Origin of the sequence: Peribacillus frigoritolerans, assembly GCF_040250305.1 — a bacterium.
GTDB lineage: Bacteria > Bacillota > Bacilli > Bacillales > DSM-1321 > Peribacillus.
In genome coordinates, this window is record NZ_CP158190.1 from 952,620 (window position 1) to 973,612 (window position 20,993).

The 20,993-nt window shown below is 39.2% G+C and carries 25 protein-coding genes; 21 read left to right on the forward strand and 4 right to left on the reverse strand.

Features of this window, described 5'->3' with window-relative positions; genetic code table 11:
• The first annotated feature begins 15 nt into the window (after positions 1–15).
• From ABOA58_RS04720 to ABOA58_RS04735, 4 genes are all read left to right on the forward strand, one after another.
• The gene (locus ABOA58_RS04720) at positions 16–513 is read left to right on the forward strand and encodes an SRPBCC family protein (RefSeq protein WP_350301418.1); all 498 of its coding nucleotides are present in this window, start codon (positions 16–18) and stop codon (positions 511–513) included.
• A gap of 40 nt (positions 514–553) precedes the next feature.
• Complete coding sequence (locus ABOA58_RS04725; RefSeq protein ID WP_350301419.1) at positions 554–727, forward strand: hypothetical protein; 174 nt, start codon at positions 554–556, stop codon at positions 725–727.
• A 635-nt stretch (positions 728–1,362) separates the two neighbouring features.
• Positions 1,363–2,262, forward strand: a complete 900-nt coding sequence (locus ABOA58_RS04730; protein WP_350301420.1) for a DMT family transporter — start codon at positions 1,363–1,365, stop codon at positions 2,260–2,262.
• Between the two features lie 26 nt (positions 2,263–2,288).
• On the forward strand, positions 2,289–2,708 hold the full coding sequence (locus ABOA58_RS04735; RefSeq protein ID WP_350301421.1) for a VOC family protein: 420 nt from the start codon (positions 2,289–2,291) through the stop codon (positions 2,706–2,708).
• Positions 2,709–2,759: 51 nt separating this feature from the next.
• On the opposite strand, the gene ABOA58_RS04740 is transcribed toward ABOA58_RS04735, so the two are convergent.
• Positions 2,760–3,626 carry an SDR family oxidoreductase gene (locus tag ABOA58_RS04740; RefSeq protein WP_350301422.1) on the reverse strand — a complete coding sequence of 289 codons (867 nt, stop codon included), beginning with the start codon at positions 3,624–3,626 and terminating at the stop codon, positions 2,760–2,762.
• Positions 3,627–3,803: 177 nt separating this feature from the next.
• Between ABOA58_RS04740 and ABOA58_RS04745 the strand changes: the two genes are divergently transcribed.
• The 5 genes from ABOA58_RS04745 to ABOA58_RS04765 all read left to right on the forward strand — a co-directional run bounded on the left by ABOA58_RS04745 (position 3,804) and on the right by ABOA58_RS04765 (position 7,109).
• A complete protein-coding gene (locus ABOA58_RS04745; RefSeq protein ID WP_350301423.1) occupies positions 3,804–4,238 on the forward strand; it encodes a GNAT family N-acetyltransferase in 435 nt (144 codons plus the stop codon).
• Between the two features lie 614 nt (positions 4,239–4,852).
• Entirely contained in the window at positions 4,853–5,116 is a 264-nt protein-coding gene (locus ABOA58_RS04750) for a hypothetical protein (protein ID WP_350301424.1), read from the forward strand.
• A gap of 62 nt (positions 5,117–5,178) precedes the next feature.
• Entirely contained in the window at positions 5,179–5,373 is a 195-nt protein-coding gene (locus ABOA58_RS04755; RefSeq protein WP_350301425.1) for a hypothetical protein, read from the forward strand.
• 204 nt (positions 5,374–5,577) lie between these two features.
• The gene (locus ABOA58_RS04760; protein WP_350301426.1) at positions 5,578–6,582 is read left to right on the forward strand and encodes a phosphotransferase enzyme family protein; all 1,005 of its coding nucleotides are present in this window, start codon (positions 5,578–5,580) and stop codon (positions 6,580–6,582) included.
• 11 nt (positions 6,583–6,593) lie between these two features.
• Positions 6,594–7,109, forward strand: a complete 516-nt coding sequence (locus tag ABOA58_RS04765) for a GNAT family N-acetyltransferase (RefSeq protein WP_350301427.1) — start codon at positions 6,594–6,596, stop codon at positions 7,107–7,109.
• Positions 7,110–7,201: 92 nt separating this feature from the next.
• On the opposite strand, the gene ABOA58_RS04770 is transcribed toward ABOA58_RS04765, so the two are convergent.
• Positions 7,202–7,999 carry a peptidoglycan-binding protein gene (locus tag ABOA58_RS04770; RefSeq protein WP_350301428.1) on the reverse strand — a complete coding sequence of 266 codons (798 nt, stop codon included), beginning with the start codon at positions 7,997–7,999 and terminating at the stop codon, positions 7,202–7,204.
• A gap of 292 nt (positions 8,000–8,291) precedes the next feature.
• Between ABOA58_RS04770 and ABOA58_RS04775 the strand changes: the two genes are divergently transcribed.
• From ABOA58_RS04775 to ABOA58_RS04810, 8 genes are all read left to right on the forward strand, one after another.
• Positions 8,292–8,942: an HAD family hydrolase gene (locus ABOA58_RS04775; protein WP_350302797.1), complete on the forward strand. Its 651-nt coding sequence runs from the start codon at positions 8,292–8,294 to the stop codon at positions 8,940–8,942.
• A gap of 110 nt (positions 8,943–9,052) precedes the next feature.
• Complete coding sequence (locus ABOA58_RS04780) at positions 9,053–9,547, forward strand: GNAT family N-acetyltransferase (protein WP_350301429.1); 495 nt, start codon at positions 9,053–9,055, stop codon at positions 9,545–9,547.
• A gap of 49 nt (positions 9,548–9,596) precedes the next feature.
• Positions 9,597–9,830: a hypothetical protein gene (locus tag ABOA58_RS04785; protein WP_350301430.1), complete on the forward strand. Its 234-nt coding sequence runs from the start codon at positions 9,597–9,599 to the stop codon at positions 9,828–9,830.
• Positions 9,831–10,176: 346 nt separating this feature from the next.
• Complete coding sequence (locus tag ABOA58_RS04790; RefSeq protein WP_350301431.1) at positions 10,177–11,109, forward strand: ABC transporter ATP-binding protein; 933 nt, start codon at positions 10,177–10,179, stop codon at positions 11,107–11,109.
• A complete protein-coding gene (locus ABOA58_RS04795) occupies positions 11,106–12,065 on the forward strand; it encodes an ABC transporter permease (protein ID WP_350301432.1) in 960 nt (319 codons plus the stop codon). The genes ABOA58_RS04790 and ABOA58_RS04795 overlap by 4 nt, the downstream gene beginning before the upstream one ends.
• A 288-nt stretch (positions 12,066–12,353) precedes the next feature.
• Positions 12,354–12,896: a hypothetical protein gene (locus ABOA58_RS04800; protein WP_350301433.1), complete on the forward strand. Its 543-nt coding sequence runs from the start codon at positions 12,354–12,356 to the stop codon at positions 12,894–12,896.
• Between the two features lie 161 nt (positions 12,897–13,057).
• Positions 13,058–13,279 carry a hypothetical protein gene (locus tag ABOA58_RS04805; RefSeq protein ID WP_350301434.1) on the forward strand — a complete coding sequence of 74 codons (222 nt, stop codon included), beginning with the start codon at positions 13,058–13,060 and terminating at the stop codon, positions 13,277–13,279.
• Positions 13,280–13,900: 621 nt separating this feature from the next.
• A complete protein-coding gene (locus tag ABOA58_RS04810) occupies positions 13,901–14,104 on the forward strand; it encodes a zinc ribbon domain-containing protein (protein WP_063235873.1) in 204 nt (67 codons plus the stop codon).
• Positions 14,105–14,169: 65 nt separating this feature from the next.
• Here ABOA58_RS04810 and ABOA58_RS04815 read toward each other — a convergent pair whose 3' ends face one another.
• The gene (locus ABOA58_RS04815; protein ID WP_350301435.1) at positions 14,170–15,036 is read right to left on the reverse strand and encodes a LysR family transcriptional regulator; all 867 of its coding nucleotides are present in this window, start codon (positions 15,034–15,036) and stop codon (positions 14,170–14,172) included.
• A gap of 136 nt (positions 15,037–15,172) precedes the next feature.
• Between ABOA58_RS04815 and ABOA58_RS04820 the strand changes: the two genes are divergently transcribed.
• Both ABOA58_RS04820 and ABOA58_RS04825 read left to right on the forward strand, forming a co-directional pair.
• On the forward strand, positions 15,173–16,306 hold the full coding sequence (locus tag ABOA58_RS04820; RefSeq protein WP_350301436.1) for an NADH-dependent flavin oxidoreductase: 1,134 nt from the start codon (positions 15,173–15,175) through the stop codon (positions 16,304–16,306).
• A 43-nt stretch (positions 16,307–16,349) separates the two neighbouring features.
• Positions 16,350–17,246 carry a DMT family transporter gene (locus ABOA58_RS04825; RefSeq protein WP_350301437.1) on the forward strand — a complete coding sequence of 299 codons (897 nt, stop codon included), beginning with the start codon at positions 16,350–16,352 and terminating at the stop codon, positions 17,244–17,246.
• Positions 17,247–17,270: 24 nt separating this feature from the next.
• Here the strand turns inward: ABOA58_RS04825 and ABOA58_RS04830 are convergent, their stop codons facing one another.
• The gene (locus ABOA58_RS04830; protein WP_350301438.1) at positions 17,271–18,761 is read right to left on the reverse strand and encodes a LysM peptidoglycan-binding domain-containing protein; all 1,491 of its coding nucleotides are present in this window, start codon (positions 18,759–18,761) and stop codon (positions 17,271–17,273) included.
• 351 nt (positions 18,762–19,112) lie between these two features.
• Between ABOA58_RS04830 and ABOA58_RS04835 the strand changes: the two genes are divergently transcribed.
• Together ABOA58_RS04835 and ABOA58_RS04840 are read left to right on the forward strand one after the other, a co-directional pair.
• On the forward strand, positions 19,113–19,622 hold the full coding sequence (locus tag ABOA58_RS04835; RefSeq protein ID WP_350301439.1) for a DinB family protein: 510 nt from the start codon (positions 19,113–19,115) through the stop codon (positions 19,620–19,622).
• A 282-nt stretch (positions 19,623–19,904) separates the two neighbouring features.
• Entirely contained in the window at positions 19,905–20,936 is a 1,032-nt protein-coding gene (locus tag ABOA58_RS04840; RefSeq protein WP_350301440.1) for a fatty acid desaturase, read from the forward strand.
• Positions 20,937–20,993: the final 57 nt, after the last annotated feature.

Here is a 20,993-nt window from a genome sequence, read left to right on the forward strand (position 1 = left end):
ATAAGGAGTATGTAAATGGAAAAATACTCAACAACCACTTTAAAGATGATTAGAAATTTTGATGTAATGCCTGAAAGGGTATTTGATGCATGGTTGAACCCTGGGATGATGAGAAAATGGTTTTTTACATTGGAGGGGACAAATAAAGTGGCACAAAATGATCCTCAAGTGGGAGGTGCTTGGGAGATTATTGATCATCGCAATGGAAAAGATTATCGGGCGATAGGGGAGTACCTTGAAATGGACCGTCCCAATAAATTAGTGTTCACTTTTAAAATGCCTCAATTCAGTGAAGCGGCAGATACAATTACAGTTGAGCTGAAAGAACTTCAAAAGGGCTGTGAAATGACATTTTCACAAAACATCACCGTTCCTCATGAAGAAAATTGGACAGAATCCGATATCGAAAAAGCTCTCGGAGAGTATCACGATGGATCTGAACATGGCTGGAATTTAATGTTTATGGGATTGAAGGAATTGGTTGAAACTGGACAAGTTAGCTATAAAGGCTAATAGTCATTAGCCGCAGTTTGTAGACAAAAGGGAATTCGGAATGGCATCCCGAACCCTGAAGACTTGGAGATCGAAGAAATTTGCGACACTCCTGCCGAAAAACTGGCTAGCCGAGACCCCACAGGCGCTTGTACCGAGGAGGCTTGGCAGAAAGTCGACGGAAAGGGAGCGGGTTTCTGAAAGCGGCTGGAATGTTTTCTCGAAAAAACTGTAGGCTGATCTCACACCGAATTATGTTTAAGACTAAGTTTTTTCCTGTAATCCTTATTGGATCGAAGAAATTTGCGACACTCCTGCCGAAAAACTGGCTAGCCGAGACCCCACAGGCGTTTGCGCCGAGGAGGCTTGGCAGACAGTCGGCGGAAAGGGAGCGGGTTTCTGAAAGCAGCTGGAATGTTTTCTTGAAAAAACTGTAGGCTGATCTCACACCGAATTATGTTTAAGACGAAGTTTTTTCCTGTAATCCTTATTGGATTGAAGAAATTTGCGACACTCCTGCCGAAAAACTGGCTAGCCGAGACCCCACAGGCGTTTGCGCCGAGGAGGCTTGGCAGACAGTCGGCGGAAAGGGAGCGGATTTCTGAAAGCAGCTGGAATGTTTTCGAAACTCAATTACCGAGTTTGTGCTAATAGTCGTTTGCCAATGAAAAGCTCTTCAAATTAACTGGAGGGGCTTTTCGGAATGTATTTTTATATATTGACAATTCCCTTTGAATTGGTAATATTTACTTTATTATTACATATGTGATTTTTAATAGAAGGCGGTTTAATTATGGATGGGAAAATCAGTTACGACGAGTTTCATAAACTGATAGAAAGTGGGCAATATCGCAAATTGGTCATGTTATTATGACTAACTTTATGTACATATTTTGTTTATTAGTATGGGGACTTAATTTTATTGCCGTTAAGATTCAAGGTACACCTGTGAGTTTAGAATTATCTTTAACATATCGTTTAGGTTTGACGGCAATCCTATTTTTCATTTTATTATGCATTCTTAGACCTAAAGGAAAACCCAAGAAAAAGGATGTTCCATTTATTATTGTGTTTGGAATTTTTAATTTTGCTTTAAGCTATTTATGCCTTTATTACGCCACTATCTTAAGTTCAGCGGCAATGGTTACTTTAATATTTTCATTGAAAGTCATTTTAACACCCATTGCCCTTCGTGTTTTTTTGAAGGAACCATTACATCCACGTATCTTAATTGGTGGGATAATTGGTGTGCTGGCTGTTTGTATTGTTATTTATCCGAGTTTAGGTGATATTCATGGATTCAATGATATAAAGGGTATCATGATGGCTGTTCTTGGTACCATCCTTACTGCATTGGGCGATGCAAGCTCAGCTAGAAATGCCAGGAATAAAGTAAACCCAATCTATGCTAATGTACTTGGATTTACTGCAGGAGGAATTCTTTTAGCGGCAATTGTGTTCATTCAAGGACAAGCCGTCACTTTACCGACATCCATTACATATTTATCTGCTTTGTTCTATTTAACTATATTCGCTTCCTTTGGAGCTTGGCTATTCTACCTCAAGCTTGTAGAAAAAATAGGTGGGGCGAAAAGTGGATACATGGTTGCCCTTTTTCCGGCAATTGGAGGTATAGCTTCAGTGATGATTGGCGAATCAGATCCATCCATTTTCTTGGGAGTTGGCTGTCTTTTCAGTTGTTTAGGTGCCGCTATTGCATTAGGTTTTGGCATGAATATTGGCAAAAGTAATTTGAAAGAAGAAATTTAATTCGATTTACAGAGAGGGATGGGACGATGGAAAGTAAATGGCCAAATGATATGAATGTAGCGCAAATGCGGGTTGCACGTCCTACTGATCAACTAAAAAAGGTTGTAAAATTCTATTGTGAAGGATTAGGTTTGAAAAAAATCGGTTCTTTCGAAGGGCACGAGGGATATGACGGCATCATGATCGGGCTTCCTGATTCCAGCTATCATCTGGAGTTTACACAACATAAGGATGGCAGTCCTTGTCCTGCCCCATCAAAAGATAATCTGCTTGTCTTTTATATTCCTGAACGTAAAACCATTGAGGAAATCACGAATAGGTTGAAAGGTATGGGCTATGAACCGGTTACTCCGGAAAATCCATATTGGGAAAAATCAGGTGTTACTATTGAAGATCCGGATGGTTGGAGAATTGTATTGATGAATACTCCCGGCATAGGAAATTAAATTTCAAAATGAAACGACCGAAAAGTATCATGCTTTTCGGTCGTTTCGGGTTTATGAGGACATCGTGATCCCGCCATTGATGTGAATGCACTGTCCTGTTATATAAGCACCTTCATCAGATGCTAGCAGCACGTAGGCACCTGCATGATCTGCCGGCTGCCCAGGGCGGCCAAGCGGTGCTTCGGTACCAAATTCGGCAACGGATTGTTCGTCGAACGTCGCCGGGATGAGCGGAGTCCAAATCGGTCCTGGTGCAACCATATTGACCCGGATCCCTTTTTTAGCCACATTCTGTGCAAGGCTGCGTGTGAATCCGACGATTGCTCCTTTTGTCGCTGTATAATCCATCAAAGTTGCATGACCTCTGTAAGGATTGATCGATGTTGTGTTGATGACCGAGTTGCCTTGTTTCATATGAGGAACCGCGTGCTTGCTCATGTAAAATACTGAATAAATATTGGTGCGGAACGTTTTGTCCCATTGCTCGTCCGTGATATCCTCAATGTTTTCCGTCGGGAATTGCACCGCAGCATTATTGACGAGGATGTCCAGCTTTCCGAACTCGTCCAGCGTCTTCGTAATCAATTCCTTACAATTCGCCTCCACGGAAACGTCACTTGGAAGTAGGAGGCAGCGAACGCCTTCCGCTTCAATCAGCTGCTTTGTTTCTTCGGCATCACCGTGCTCATCTAAATAATTCACAACCACATGGGCGCCTTCCTTTGCATAAGCAATGGCAACCGCACGTCCGATGCCGCTATCTCCGCCTGTTATCAAGGCCACGCGGTCCTTAAGCTTACCGCTTCCTATGTAATCCTTTGGCTGAATCGGAAGTGGATTCATCTCAGATTCAATGCCAGGCTGTCTGTCCTGTGTTTGTCCGGGCTGTCCATTTTTTTGCTGTTCATAAATATTCAAAGAAAATCTCCTCCTCTTAAACTATTGATCTAGTCATACTTTAGCCGTTAAAAAGTACGGCTAAACATCATCATTCCCACCGATTCCAGCTGTAAACGATTACAAAAATATAGTGAAGAAGGACTTACGGTGTTCAAAGTTGAATTACATTTAAATAAAACTTTCAGGGGTGTTAATGTGAATTCGATAGAAACAATACAAGAATTGACCACTAAAGAACAATGGTTAGAAGCCTTTCCAATCATGAATCAGTTGCGTACTGACCTTACTCAAAAAACATATCTGGAGTTACTTGAAGAAATGAGGAAAGACGGGTACTGTCTGTATGCTTTATATAAGGATAACCAGGTTGTATCCTTGGCTGGTTTAAGCTGGAGAGTTAACTTTTATAATAAACGTCATGTATTCATTTATGACCTTGTAACAGATTCTGCACACCGCTCATTTGGATATGGAGAGAAGTTATTAAGTTATATACATAACTGGGCAAAAGAAAACGGAGCAGCATATGTGGCATTGGAATCTGGAATCCAACGAAACGAAGCCCACCGTTTCTATGAAGAGAAATTAGATTATGATAAATGGTGCTACTCATTTAGAAAAACGCTGTGAGTGGAAATAGCGATGTGAAAAAGCTAAGCATTCAGCTTTTTTTTGTGCCATTGATGGTGTGAATGTAAGACACATTGTCCACTATGTGTATCGGATTATAAACATTTTTAGTAAGCAGAGATCAATATAAAATAAACTCACGAGTAAAAGCGTGAAATTCACGAGTAAATTGCCAAAACTCACGAGTAAATCGGCTGAATTCACGAGTAAATTGCCAAAACTTACGAGTAAATCGCTAAAACTCACGAGTAAATGGCTAAAACTCACGAGTAAACGCCGATTCGACAAATAAAAGCGTGAAAAATTCACGAGTATATGCCCCAATTCACGCATAATAGCCCCAAACTCACTGGAAATGCTCAAAAACATGGTTTGTTTCAATACAATTGGCTGTGTAAGGGTGTAAAGGATATTGAAGAAGGCAATAATTTTCCTTTTATAAGCAGTTATTGGTTCTGGTGGATTTTATTCATCGTAATCAGTTTATTCATCATGTTTACGACTGTAAATCCATTCTTTCGCTGAAAAACCCAAATTTTTGTAATGATTTATTTAGCCTTGGACATACTTAATTAAGATATCAAAAAGTAACATTTAATTAAGGAGGAAACCCAATGGCTAACGAAAATATACAAATGAAAATGGAACATATTTGGCAGGATACATGTGGAACATGGGAAAATTGTACGGAAACCACAATTCAGTCATTCTTGGCAAAATCCGAAGAAAGCAATATAGATCCGCAATATTGCATGAGCTGGGTGGAACAGCATAAAGCCCAAATACCTGAGTGGGATGCCGTTTCAAAAGTGTCGCTAGACTGGGTTAATCAACATACATCAACGGGGTCACCCATTTCAATCAAGGAAGATTATTAAAAGTTATACTTTTGCTGCTTATGAATGGTTCGAACTCCACTATGTTGAAGAGGTGAAGATAGTTGTCAAATAATGAGGAACAAAACGGTAAATCAAATCGTCGGGATCCAGATTACAGAGTTAATGCTTGGGATGAAATGAATGGTGAAGATAAATTTGTACAATCAGCCATCCAAGAGGAATTCAATAATCCAGTAATCGAAGAAACGATCTTGAAGTTCAATAAAATAGCGAATGAAGAAGAAAAGGAAACTTGATTTTGGACGCGCCCTATAGGGCGTTTTTTTTTTTGAAAAGGTAGAAGGAGCCGCTAATAACTTATTATGCAACAGCTTTACCTTTAAATTTTAAAAAAACAATAATATACAAATAAAGGGAAAAGACATCTTGGTATCGTATAAAGCATAGTATAAATCGTTTTTATTAATAAGTTAGCAATATCAATATTGGGAGTGAGAATCATGGAAGCAGCGGTAGAAAGGATTTTTTCTAATGAATTGGTGAAATTGGCTGGAGATTTTTTTCAAGTGAATGCGGGGAATCTGGTTAAACTTGGAGATGCAGAGAACTACGTATTTGAGGTTTACAGGGATGGAACGCCATACATCTTAAGAATGACACATCAATCACATCGTACAAAAGTTCAAGTGCTTGCAGAGTTAAAGTGGATTGAGTATTTACAAAATAATGGTAGTGAAATTCCTAAAGTTCTCTTTTCGAAAGATAATAACTTAGTTGAAATTGTAAAGGGCTCGGATGGTACGGAATTTTATTGTTGCCTGTTTGAAAAAGCTCCTGGTGTAAGAATGAAAGTCACCGATGAAAATTTCAACGAACCTTTATTTTTTGAATGGGGAAGAACCATTGGCCAAATGCATAAACAAACTAAAAGTTATAAGCCAGAAGCGAAATATAAAAGGCTGGATTGGTATGAAGAGGAATTATTGAATGTCCAGCTCTATCAATCCGATGTACCGGAGCAAGTGATCCGCCAACAAGAAGTAATCAAGCAGAAATTAAATGCCCTTCCCGTTCATCAAGCTAATTTTGGCTTGATTCATTCTGATATACATAACGGCAATTTCCATTATCATGAGGGGAGGATTCATGTTTTTGACTTTGATGACTGTTCTTATCACTGGTTTGCCAGCGATTTGGCGATCCCTCTGTACTATCTGATGTGGAGTTTGGAACGTGAAGGGATAAAAGGGCTCGATGAATATGCTGCCAAGTTCATGAGGGAATTCATAAAAGGGTATGAGACGGAAAATATCCTGGCACCTGTGGAATACGAAACGATTCCTCTATTTTTAAAGCTAAGGGATTTAACGTTATATAACTTTTTTCATAAAAAGTATGATTTGAAGAATGCGGATCGTTCATTATCCAACACCGTTCAAAAAATCGAACAAAGAATCATGGAAGGCCGAACTATTGTTCACTTCAATCCGAACATGGTTCATTAAGGGGGATTGGCATGTCAGGTGCATATATGATCCGGACTGGTGTATTGGAAGATGCGGAAGCCGTTTTGGATGTACAGAATTCCGTCATTTCCGAAGGCGAGTATTTTATTACGGTATCGGAGGAGTTCAATAAAACACCAGAACAACAAAGAGATTGGATACGAAGGTTATTGGAAAATGAACGGGAAACCATCATCGTGGCCGATATGAATGATGAAGTGGTTGGATGGATAGCATTTCAAGCGGAAAATAGGAAGAGAATGTCCCACAAGGGCTCATTTGGGGTGATGATCAGAAAAAATTTCAGAGGGATGGGAATTGGAAAAGAGCTTATTGAAGCGTTATTGGATTGGGCAGAAGCCAATCCGTTGATTGAAAAGGTGAGTTTAGGAGTTTTTTCAACAAATCATCGGGCAATATCACTGTATAAAAGGCTGGGGTTTATTGAAGAGGGCAGTAAAATAAAGGAATTCAAGATGAGTGAAAATGAATACGTTGATGATATTATCATGTACAAGTTGGTTTGATCAGACCGAAAGAGCATGAATGGATTCAATACATGCTCTTTCGGTTTTGTTATGTATCTATTTTTATAGTAAAACGATATTTATGTCATGCATTATTTAATTACTCTTACCTTCACTTGCTTTCTTCCCCACGTTAAAGCATCCGCTTCTTTCGCGATGAAGACATCGATTCTGTTTCCTTTGATCGCACCGCCCGTGTCTGCAGCGATGGCTTGTCCATAGCCTTCGACTTCAACGATGGAGCCTAGCGGAATCACGTTCGGATCGACTGCAATCAGTTTGGCATCATCATATTTTTCTAAATCGACGCCCATTCTTGTAGTGCCTGAACATCCCTCGCAGCTCGCTGTATATGCTGTACTTGTTACCGTCAGTTCTTTAACGGCTGAGCTTGCCGAACTGGCTCTTTCTTCTAATTTACTTAAGGTCCGTGCACCGGCTATACCGTCAGCGGATAATCCCTTTTGCTTTTGAAAGTTGATAACGGCTTGCTTTGTACCTGATCCATAAATACCATCGACCGTTGATGAGTAAACATCCCAGGCTTTCAATAGCCTTTGCAGTTCAGCTACAGGTCTTCCCATATCCCCGCTTTTCAGGACCTGTATTTTCTGATTCGTTTGTGTTCCTGATATTCCATCGACTTTAAGCCCTGATTTTTCCTGAAACTTCTTTACGGATTCCTTTGTAATCGGTCCGTAGTAACCTGTTGCTTCATGATAGGGAAAAACCCCTTTTGTCAGTAATAATTCTTGTAATTCTTTAACATCACTATTACTCATTCCAAATGAAAGTGTGCGATCCTTCGCTGCGGCTTCGCCTTTAGTTGGCATGCAAACTCCTAGAATGAATACAGAAGCCGTTAGGATCGTTAATAAAATTTTCTTCATGTTTATCCTCCTCGTTGTTTCCTGCAATTAAACCATTCGTTAAACTATCACTCTTTTAGGCGCAGTTAAGTAAAAACACCGCGAAGGCACTAAGTAATTGTTAAAACATGTAACAGAAAGAAAAGAAATGAGGCGGAGATCGGGTTACCTTATCCTTATTAATTAGCGAATTCTGGAAAAGGGTCAGGCTTCATAGAAACGAACGGAACCGTTTGGTTGAACAGGGGCTTTCATTCATGTACGTTTAAGTTAATAGAAATTCTATTTTAAGATTAAAGGAGGAAATTATTTGATTAAGGCAGTTATTTTCGACTTTGATGGTTTGATTTTAGACACGGAAACGGCTTGGTATGAGGCTTATAAGGAAACGATGGCTTTTTATGAATCTGATTTGCCTCTCGAACATTTTGTTACATGTATCGGAACTGATAATACTGAACTTAATCAGTACTTCAAAGATCGGTTGGGGGAAGGGTGTAATATTGAAGAAATTGAATCCAGAGCAAAAAGCCTCCATGAAGTAAAGATGAAAACATCACAGGCACGTGAAGGTGTAAAGGATTATTTAGAAGAAGCAAAAAAAAATGGATATAAAATTGCCCTTGCTTCAAGCTCGACAAAAGAGTGGGTCACTCATCATTTGGGGGAACTCGGACTGTTACACTATTTTGAAGTTATTATCACAGGGGATGAAGTAGAAAAAGTAAAACCAGCGCCTGATTTGTATGTAAAGGCAATTGAAGTTCTGGGCATTCAGCAGACAGAAGCCGTAGCATTTGAAGATTCGTTAAATGGGCTTCAAGCGGCCCTGACTGCTGGTTTAAAATGTGTGATCGTTCCTAATCCCGTGACGGAAGCTTTAGCTTTTGAAAATCATCATTTACGCCTCCGTTCCATGGTGGATAAGAGCTTGTCTGACGTCATAAAACATATTGAACAATAAGCGTTCGAAGGAAAGTATAGTATGATAAAGGAATGAAACCGCGCCGAAGATGGCAGAGTCTTCGGTTTTTCTGGTTTTAAAAGTTATATTTTGGTGGGGAGGGTGAGTTTATGGGATTGCGTTTCAATGACGAAGGAGTCCGGCTGCGGAAGGTCAAGGAGAGTGATCTTCCTATCTTTTTCGAGCAGCAATTGGATCCTGCCGCAAACTATATGGCTGCTTTCACATCTAAAGATCCATCAGACAAGGCGGCTTTTTTGACACACTGGAAGAACATCTTATCGAACCAGGATATTCAAAAAATGACCATAATCCACAACGAATGTGTTGCGGGCAGCATTCTCAAGTTTGAACAGTTTGGTAACCCGGAAGTGAGTTATTGGATCGGGAAGCAATATTGGGGGAAAGGAATCGCTACAGATGCACTGCTCCATTTTTTGCCGAAACTAAAAGTCCGTCCTGTTTATGCCCGCGCAGCCAAGGATAATCTTGGTTCCCTCAGGGTGCTAGAGAAATGCGGATTTGAAAGATTCGATGAAGACAAAGGATATTCTCATGCAAGAGGCAAAGAGGTTGAAGAATTCATTTTGAAACTTGAAAGTTAAGATAATAATAACAATATCGTTTAGCCTATGAGGAAACGGGTGACATACAATGGGATATAAGATTTTTTCCATCATTTTTATTTTATGCGGTCTTTTTGTAATGTGGTTCGCCATTTTTGGCAAAAAGAAAGAGATCAAAGAGATAGGCATACCAACGAATTTCATCGATGTAATATTAATGATGATATATAAGCTTTTACCTTCCATTATTAGAAAAATCCTTCTTCTTGCATTGGGTCTTGCCATTTCTATCGGATTTACTTATATATTGTTTAAGTTATGAAAAATTTTACTTATTAGATAAAATAATCCTGAAACTTTATTCTTGCGGAATCGTATTAAATGGTAACGATATATAGGAGTTGTTGCTATTTCGAAGAAAAAAAAGTAATGGCGTGTTTATGATAATGGGAATTATGGGGGCGGGAAGTTGACGCCGGCGCAGGACTTGATGTTATTTCAAAATAAGGTCAAGGACAGGAAAATATAAAATTCAACTCTATTGATTACAGCTGATTCAAGGGGTGTTTATATCCAAATAGAAGAATATCAGTATAGTAATAAAATGCATAATATGGTAATGTTGAATTTGTGTTATTTTGGAAAATATAAAAAAAGGAAGGTATTATATGTCTGAATCGGTTCTTAAGGTTCAATCCTTAACTAAAAAAATTGGAAAAGCAACCATCGTAGACAATGTCAGCTTTGAAATAAAAAGCAATGAAATATTTGGTTTGCTTGGTCCGAATGGAGCTGGTAAGACCACGATCATCCGTATGATCACAGGTCTCATCAATCGTACGGGCGGTACTGTCATGATCAACGGCAGTGACCTCGATAATGATTTTGAAGGTGCAATGAATCAATTGGGGGCCATTGTTGAAAATCCGGAGTTTTATAAGTACATGACAGGCAGAAAGAATATCCTGCATTATGCCCGAATGTCATCCAATGACATATCCAATGAGAGAATAGAAGAGGTCATTAAGCTTGTCAAACTGGATCATGCCATCGATAAGAAGGTTAAAACATATTCATTAGGCATGCGTCAGCGCCTTGGAGTGGCACAGGCCATTTTACATAAACCGTCGTTATTGATTTTTGATGAACCGACGAATGGCTTGGATCCGCAAGGGATTCGCGAGTTTCGTGATTATTTGAAAGTACTGGCAAGTGAAGGCGTCGGGATATTGATTTCTTCACATTTACTATCGGAGATGCAATTGATGTGTGATAGTTTTGCCGTTATCGAAAAGGGAAAATTGATACATACGAAAGAACATATTGTTGATGAAAAAACCGAAACGATCAATGAAGTTTCATTCACTGTCAGTGATGGGAAGCTAGCTAAAACAATCCTTCAAGAACAGTTTGCGGATATTGCGATTCTCAAATATGATGCGAAGACAATCTCCGTATCGGCCACCCGAGAACAAACGGCCGAGATAAACAGGAGTTTTAATGTAAATGAACTGGATGTCTTTGAAATTGGCATTACGAGAAAATCGCTGGAAGATAAATTCTTTGAAATCACTGAGCAGGAAATGAGGGAGTCTGTATGATGTCCTTAGTGAAAAATGAATGGATGAAAATCTTTTCAAAAGTATCAACTTATATATTCATCGCTTTTCTATTATTGGCAGCATTAGGGGCTGCAGTCATCGATTATAAACTAAGTCCCGAAGAAACGAGTAAAGATTGGAAGCAAGAATTAAAGGCAGATATACAAGAACAGCAAAAGGCATTGGAATCCACTAAAATCAGTGAAGATGAAAAAGCCGTGATTATGGAAGAGATTAATCACAACAAGCAACTGTTGGCTGATAATATAAACCCTGACTTAAACACGAATTGGACCTATATGGCGGAATGGACTACATCATTAACATCATTTGTCACTTTATTCGTCGTCATTGTTTGCAGCTCGCTCGTTTCCTCGGAATTTTCGGATGGCACCATCAAACAACTGTTGATCAGGCCTTATAAACGTTGGAAGATCCTACTTTCCAAATATATTACTTCCCTGTTATTTGCAGCGTTACTACTTGCGAGCCTGCTTATATTCAGTTATCTAATCGGAATCATATTCTTTGGCAATGGCTCGTATTCAGACAAAATTCTAGATCCTGCATCTTTCGCTGAATTCAGTCCGGTTGTAGTTGGCGACTATTTCGTGGACATGATCGTTTACTGGATACCAGGATTCCTAGTCATCACGACCATCGCTTTCATGTTAAGCACATTATTTAAAAACCAAGCACTTGCAGTAGGTATATCCATTTTCATCCTATTTGCTTCCTCGACATTAAATATGGTTATTCAATCATTCATCGGAAAATACGAGTGGTTAAAGTTCGTCTTATTCCCTCATCTCGATTTAAGGGGCTATATTTCAGGAACCATAGAAATGTTCGATGGAGCTACACTTGGATTCTCGATGGGGGTACTCGGCATCTATTATCTTATCTTTTTAGCGCTAACTTTCTTCTTCTTCCAGAAAAAAGATATCACTAATTAAATAATCCTAACCGGAAAAACCGAAATCAGTGGCTGATTTCGGTTTTTCTTATGTAATAGGAATGTTGCTACTTAGAATCTGGCCTAAAGTGAAACCTTTATCCAAAATTATCCGTATAAGATAATATGAGGATATTCAGTTGTGTAATAGTGGTGCAGAATGACTAGGGAAGCCCAATAATTCGGCCTACACACCGATAATTTCGACCTGCGCGAGAATAATCCAGACTACGTTGGAATAATTCGACCTATGCGAAAATAAACCGATAGAGATGGAGCAGATTTAAAGATGGGGAAAATGCATTATAAACGAAAGTTAGTCATTGTACTTATTATTATTGGAACAGCATTAGGTTTCTATGTGTACTCGGCATTCTCTCAAAAATTGACAAAATCAACAGATTTGTCTGATGAATCCATCGGGGGATTTAAAGTGTTGGATAACATATCGAGTCCAGAATTCATTAGGGAATATGGAGAACCCATCGATCAGGATAATAATAATGCTTATGATTATTATTATTGGAAAGGCGGGTTAAAAACGGCCTCTATCAATACAGACGAGGATAAAGGAAAAATCATGCGGTTGATCATTTCAAGTACGGACGACGACCCATTTGAAAACTCCCTTCAAACAAGCAAAGGTATTAAATTAGGAAGTAAGAAAGCGGACGTTCTTTCGAAGTACGGAGATCATTATTATAAAAGTTATGAACAGGGAGCGGATATTATCGGATACATTGACCATAAACGTAATATTACTTTAGAATTCTGGTGTGTACCAGGTGGAAGGGTCGCAGAAATACGATTGGATGATGCAGATGTCATTTAATGATTTCAAAAACGGAAAACCTAAAGATGATATTGATTATACTAATCATGGGAATGCGAAGCAACATCCTAAAGTATCACATAGACATAAATTTACTAACGGAAAAAGAGGTAAATGGTATTGAAATTAAAATTAGGAAATGAAGATGAGGTGAGTAATAAATGACATTAGCTGAGCTAACAGAAAGATTATTAAATGGTGAAGAATTTGTTTTTAATTTCCAAGATAATGAATACTGGATAAGCCAAAATGAAGGTCTTTTTTTCCTAACCTTGGTTAGTGAGAGTTTTTCTCAAGAGTATAAAAGTGTATTTGATTTAATCGAAGAAGGCACATTAAATTCTATACCATTTAAAGTGGCGTTTAAAGATATAGACCTTTGATTACTCATATAAAATAAGAAGAAATATCATAATGCAGGATAAAACAGCCTGTCACTACTCTAGCTTTGTAAAATACTAATAGATTTGAAGAAATCTTTGTGGAATGGGATTTTCTACAGAGCTTTTCTTTTTTTGAGGAAGACAGTTTCTACCTGCGGAGGGACCAAATATATAATAATAAGAAAAACACCCCTTTTACATGGGGAGGTCCATATTAAAGAATTTGGCCGTTTAAGTAAATAAGAAAGCGATGCGATAAATAATATGTTCATAAAAAATTTCATCTATCATTACATCATTTATCCGATCATATTCGTTGGGGTATATGTTTTATTTGCTATTTTTAAGCTTGATGATACCCCCGTTCCTATAAGTGATGCTATGCATATGATTTTAATCTATTATTTTGCAATTAGTGTGTATAATGCTTTGCCTACCATAAAATCTAACCGTAATAAAAAAGGTAGCCAATAAAAACAGTACTCAATGGAATTTACATATTTTTGCATGAATTCCGAAACCATTTATCCAGGTTATCCGTATATGTAATTGTGTACGGTGCTGGGAAGCTCCGGTATTTATCAGCATTTATCATTTTAATAATTTGGGAGATGAAGGATCATGAGCGAAAAGGGATGTATGAAATGCGGAAGCAATGATGCGGCTAAGAAGGATGTAGCCATGACAGGAACAGGGTTGTCAAAAATGTTCGATGTCCAGAATAATCAATTTACTGTTGTGTATTGCAAGCAGTGCGGTTATTCGGAGTTTTATAATAAGCAATCATCTGCAGGCAGTAATCTGCTGGATTTATTCTTTGGATGATCAATGGCACGAAAAGAATCCCCTTTTTCATGAAAAGGGGATTCTTGTTTTTTTCGTAATGCCCATTACCAGATGAAGTGGTCTTGAACGACTTTTGTAAATTCCTTTGCTGCTGGTGATAGGTGTTTAGATGATTTCATGACCAATCCTATCTCCCGGGAAAGTTCCGGGTTCAAGGGCAGGCTTTTGATGCGTTCGGGTTTTTCCGGTAAAGCCAGGTCGGGCATAATCGTGATGCCTAATTTTCCTGCTACCATTGAGAGCACCGTTTGATTGTCTTTAATGTCGTATGAAATGTTTGGTTTTATCTTGGCTTCCAGGAATCTATCTTCTATAAGAGTTTCACAGCCGGATCGCAGCATGATGAATGGTTGACCAACGAAGTCTTCTAGGTTCAATGAGGTTTTCCCTGAAAGCGAATGGCCTTCGTATACGACAGCTGATAGAGGATCATTTAGCAGAGGGATGAATTCCACGTTCTTTACTGGTTTTGCTGCAAAGCCGATGTCCACTGTTCCTTCTTCGATCCATTTTAAGATTTCCTCATATCCACCTTCATGAATCAGCAAATCGATATTAGGGTATTTTTCTTTAAAGATAGAGAATAGCTGCGGTATGAATCTGGCAGTGAAGCTTGGAAAACTGCCGATCGTTATTTTACCGATTTCCATTCCATTCACAGCTGCAATCTTTTGTTCGATATGTGCAAGGTTGGCAGCGATGTCCCGCATATGTGGAATTACTTGTTCTCCCGCAGTCGTGAGAGTAATACCTTTTCGGTCACGCTTCAATAAAGTCACACCAAGTTCCGTTTCAAGTGCTGTAATGTTATGGCTCACGCCTGATTGAGTCAGTCCGATCCGGTCTCCCGCTTTCGTAAAACTTCCGTGTTCAACAACATGTAAAAAGACTTCCAGTTGAAAAAAATTCAAATGCCCCACACCCTTCTTCTAATGAATTATACATGAGAAACTCTAATCCAAGTAATGAAAAACATTCATTTTACTTATGATGTGGTCGAGAATACAATAAAATTACAAAAATAAAATACGAATGGGTGATGGGAAAATGATGAAACGAAAATACGGGCAAATTTTTTCACCGTACACGCTTTCTAATGGAACGGTTCTTAAAAACAGGATTGTAGTTGCCCCGATGACCACTTATTCAGGTCAAGAGGATGGCTTGGTTTCTGACGAGGAATTAGCTTACTATAAAAGAAGGGCAGATGGACCTGCGTTGTTCATTACTGCCGCTGCCGCCATTTCCCCTGTTGCGACAAGCTTTCCCCGGCAAATGAAAGTATATGATGAACAAAGCATAGCTGGACTCACAGAGCTTTCAAAAGCAATCAAATCCAAAGGTGCAAAAGCCATTCTCCAGCTTCATCATGGCGGAAGCGAGAGCCTTCCAAGCTGTACGGGCGGAGAAAAAATGGTTAGTCCGAGCGGAATCAATGCAAGCGTTTATAAAGAAAAGGGCGGGGAGTACATTCCAAGGTCAATGAGCCACACTGAGATTCTATACACTATTCAAGACTTTGGAAGAGCAACACGCCATGCCATTCGTTCAGGATTCGACGGCGTGGAAATCCATGGAGCGAATGGATATCTCATTCAGCAGTTTTTCTCACCCCACTCTAACAGACGGAGAGATCATTGGGGAGGGAGTTTGGAGAATAGAATGCATTTTCCACTTGCCGTCATCGCGGAGGTGAAGCGAATCCGTGATCTATACGCAGACAAGGAATTCGTTATTGGATATCGCTTCTCCCCCGAGGAACCGGAAGAAGGCGGATTGAAAATGGATGATACAGCTGCGTTGGTAGATAAATTGGCAACCCAAGGGCTTTCCTATTTACATCTTTCTGTTAAAAATGTCTGGTCCATGCCTAGAAGCGGATTGAACAAAGGGTTAACAAGGAGCGAAATTTTCCGCGATGTCATAGCTGGCAGGACCAGTTTCATATCTCTTGGATCGATTCATACTCCAGAGGAAGCAAATGCTGTGCTTGAGAAAAATATACCGCTTTTCGCATTAGGAAGAGAATTACTGATGGAACCGGACTGGGCCGCCAAAATACAGGAAGGCAGGGAAGACGAGATCATGACGACCTTGCCGCGTGATAGCAGGTGTAAATTAAGTATTCCGGATCAAATGTGGTCAAATATCATTACTCGTGACGGCATGCCCGAGAAATGATAGTATGAATGTAAAAAATGGAAATTTTATGAGGGGAAATTAAATGAATAAAATAGCACTTCTTCAACTGTCTCTAGCAATGACAATCTTTGGTTCTGTCGGTTTCTTTTCAGAACTATCAGGACTACCCGCATTGGAACTGGTTTTTGTTCGCTGCATTTGTGCTGCCATATTCTTATGTGCAGCCTGGATGATTACCGGACATTTCAAGAACGAAATTTGGAATGGCAGGGAGGTAATGCTCATCATTTTCTGCGCGGTGGCCAACTTGTTAAACTGGATATTCCTCTTTAAATCTTTTGAGCTGATATCGGTGACAATCGCCATTTCGCTTTATCATTTAGCGCCGATCCTTGTACTCATTATAGGGAGCCTCATCTTTAGGGAGAAAATGAATGTATTCTCCATCTTGGCCATTTCCCTTTGCTTCATTGGCACATTACTCATTATGGGAACAGATGGATTTCGATCATCATCTCCTGAATGGGAAGGCATCATGTATGGAATCATTGCTGCCTTTTTCTATGCGGCAACCATGCTTTTAGGAAAGAGCATTACAAAGACCAGTGTATATGCGACCACATTTCTGCAAATGTTCATTGGATTTCTATTACTGATTCCTTTTGTCGATTATTCCGTATATACAACTTTAAATTCTTCCGAATGGTTTTATACGGTGCTTACCGGCATCATCCATACAGGCGTCGTGTATTTGCTGTTTTTTAATAGTATTCGCCATTTGCCTACAAATGTAGTATCTTTCATGATTTTTGTCGATCCGGCAGTTGCCATCCTTTTGGATATTCTGCTTTCAGGATTTAAACCGGACGGTATTCAAGTTCTCGGTATTTCCTTGATATTTATTGGGGTAGTCTATTCACTTAAGACGACTAGACCGACTGAAAATGAAGTCATGCAGAAAAGGCCGCACACAATGTGAGGCCTTTTTCCTTTATGCATTTACCTATTGATTAAAATGATAGACATCCCATATGTCAGGGGTTTCTGATCCAATGTACCAAGCAGCTGCACCGCCTAGATGATTTTGTTTTACCAGGTCAATACGGAGCTTCATCGATTTTTTATCCTCTATCCAAATTTGATGCTTTTTCCCTTTGGAAGTATACTCCACGTAATTTTGTTGAGTCTTTTTATCCCATACCTTTTTAAGTTTATGAGATGAAATGATATTGTTGACCTCAGCCATGGTACGGTCATGACTTTTCACTTTTTTGGTCGACAAATCGGTCACCCATTCTCTCGTATAAAATGGTACAGCCAATATGATCTTATGAGCAGGTACTTCTTTCATTAAAAGCTTGGTTCCTTCTTTGATCCAAGGTAACGAGGAAACGGACCCGGCTACTGGGCTCCCTCCCCAATGCTCGTCATAACCCATTATGATTATATAGTCCGCTATTTTGCCAAGTGCTTTCCTATCTAGGCTTTTTGACCAATAAGGGTCGTCATTTTCTCGGGTGACATCCACAGACACTTTAATTCCATGCGGTTTTAGTGCCTTTTTTAGTTCGCCAATGAAAAGTACAAAGTCCTTCTTATTTTTGGGGTCGATGTTTTCGAAATCTACATTTATTCCATCACTTTTCGTTTTAACAAGTGAATCGCGTAAAGCTGAAACTAATTTCTGGCGTTTTTTGGTATTGCCTAGTACTGAATCAGTTAAAACAGGGTCAAATTTATTCCCGATAAGCTGCCAAACTTGTTTTCCTTGTTTATGGGCAGCTTGGATGTATTTTGTATCTACAGAAACGGAAACGTAATTACCGGTATCCGTCAGCGTATAAGAACGGGGAGATACTACATTCAAATTGGGGTGTTTAAGTTGCTGGGTATAGCTTTCTTTTGATCCATTATGCTTCCAGCCCATGACGATACGGTTTTGCGCCTTTTTTTGAAGCTGGGATTTCTTTATCCAGCCCTTTTTTCCGCCAAGCAATTGAACCTGGTAGTAATAATCCGGAACCTTCAATTTTTGGCCAACTTTAAGGGTAACCGTATGTAAGTTATTTAATTTCGTCAAATCACTTGTTGTTACCTTGTATTTATTAGAGATCTTCCACAATGTATCTCCTGATACAACCTTATGGATCTTATATTTCTGGGGAATCTTCAGGTTTTGGCCAACAGTTATTTCGGAAGAGGTTAATTTATTTACTTTTTGCAGCTCACTTACTGAAACACCATATTGATTTGCCACTTTCCATAATGTGTTTCCAGGCTTCACTTTATGAATGATAGGACCTGCGGAATCCCCAACGGAAGAAGAAATGACGGGAAACGCCTCGCCCTTTTTTAAGGTCTTTAATAGGGTAGAACCTAATTTAGGAGAACTAAAAACTTTTGTATTGTCCACTTTAACAGAACCTATGGATTGGTTTTTACTTGAAGAATGACCACTGATTGGAAAGAGACACATACAAAGAAGGCTTAACATAATAAAACATCCAAAGAATTTTTTCACAATTATTTTATTCCCCTTTGTAAAATTTAACTTTACTAGTTTACTATGGAGAATAGCTTTAAAATAGAGGTACATTGTGGAAAGGCATTTCTAACCTTCGTGTGGGTTGAATTAATCCGTTCGTGGGTCGAATTATTTCACTGAAGGACGAATTAATCCGTTCATGGGTCGAATTATTTCACTGAAGGACGAATTAATCCGTTCATGGGTCGAATTATTTCACTGAAGGACGAATTAATCCGTTCATGGGTCGAATTATTTCACTGAAGGACGAATTAATCCGTATGAAGGACAATTGATTCGTAAGTAGAAGGGGAGAGTTAAATGTCACATTTTGCATTACAGTTTTATGGTTTTAACGTATGGGCAAATAATCAGATTTTCAACCGCTTAAAAGAGATTCCAAAGGATGTTTACCATCAAGAAGTTCAAAGTGTGTTTTCATCGATATCGAGTGTGATGGCCCATGTGTATCTTTCCGATCTGGGTTGGGTGGAGGTTTTTTCCGGTAAAAGCATGAACCATGCGTTGGAGCTGGCAGAACAACTGAAGGAACAAACAGAGTCAAAGGAATTGGAGGAAATGGAGGCCATGTTTTTTGAGTTGTCCGGGCGGTACAAATCGCTGCTTAGCCAAAAAGAAAATTTAGATAAGCCTCTTATAATTGAGAATCCAGCTGGCGGTCAAATGAAAACAAGTGTTGCCGAATTGGTTCCGCATGTCGTGAATCATGGAACATATCATCGCGGCAATATCACAGCCATGTTGCGCCAAATGGGATATGCCTCTACTTCGACGGATTATGGTCTTTATTTGTTTTTAAAAGGGGAGTAACTGGATTTCAATTGCTAACTGCCGGGACTGTTAGCCTGACATTGAAAAATTGGCAGTCCTGTTCTTAAAGTGAGGCCACCTGTCATTTTGAAGATAATGAAATCCTATAAATGTGAACAGGTTAACCGGTTTTTACTGGTTGACCTTTTTTACGTTTGCAGCTGGAAATGACTTGTACATGACATTTGTCATCTTCTAGTCATGACACCTGGTACTAATAATTTCAGGTTGATTTCTTTATACTATGTAATAACGACAAATAAAAGGAAGTGCAATTGAATAATGACCTTGCAAAATACGAAATCCTTGAAAAAACAAATTGCTCCTTTTGAACAATCAACGACAAAGCAAAGTATATGGCAGATCATCAATACCTTGGGGCCATTCATTATTTTATGGTACCTGGCATATATAAGTCTTTCCGTTTCTTATTGGTTAGCTTTAATACCAGCTGTGATTGCTGCTGGCTTCTTGACAAGAATATTCATCATTTTTCATGATTGTACGCATCATTCGTTTTTCAAAAGCCGCCGTGCGAATAGAATAGTCGGGACTATCATGGGTGTTTTGACTTTATTCCCGTTTGATCAATGGGGACATGAGCATTCGGTGCATCACGCAACAAGCGGTAATTTGGATAAGCGGGGTACAGGGGATATTTGGACCCTTACTGTCGATGAGTATTTGGCTGCACCGTTTAAACTTCGTTTTGCCTATCGTTTTTATCGCAATCCATTGGTTATGTTTGGTTTGGGACCAATTTATGTATTCCTTCTTAAAAATAGATTTAACCGTAAAGGTGCTAGAAAGAAGGAAAAAAATAATACGTATTTGACGAATGCATTAATCGTCGTTTTAGCGGCATTGCTTTGCCTTGCAGTAGGCTGGCAGTCGTTCCTTCTGGTACAAGGTTCCATTTTCATGATTTCTGGTTCAGTCGGTATTTGGCTGTTTTACGTCCAGCATACATTTGAGGACTCTTATTTTGAAGAAAATGAGGAGTGGGAATATGTATTGGCAGCAGTGGAAGGAAGTTCTTTTTATAAGCTTCCAAAACTGATGCAGTTCCTTACTGGTAATATCGGTTACCATCATGTTCACCATTTAAGTCCAAGGGTACCTAACTATAAATTGGAAATGGCGCACAATAATACGCAGCCTTTAGAGAACGTTCCAACGATTACTCTTGCGACAAGCTTGCGCTCACTCCGTTTCCGTTTATGGGATGAGGAATCCAAGAATTTTGTCGGTTTCAAAGATATAAAATATTTAACGAAAAAAAGTGTTCCCGCTCAAGTGAAATCTGAACTGTAACGTTCATGTATCATTCCAGACTCCCTTAATAATCCTCGGATTTGGGGGAGTCTTTGC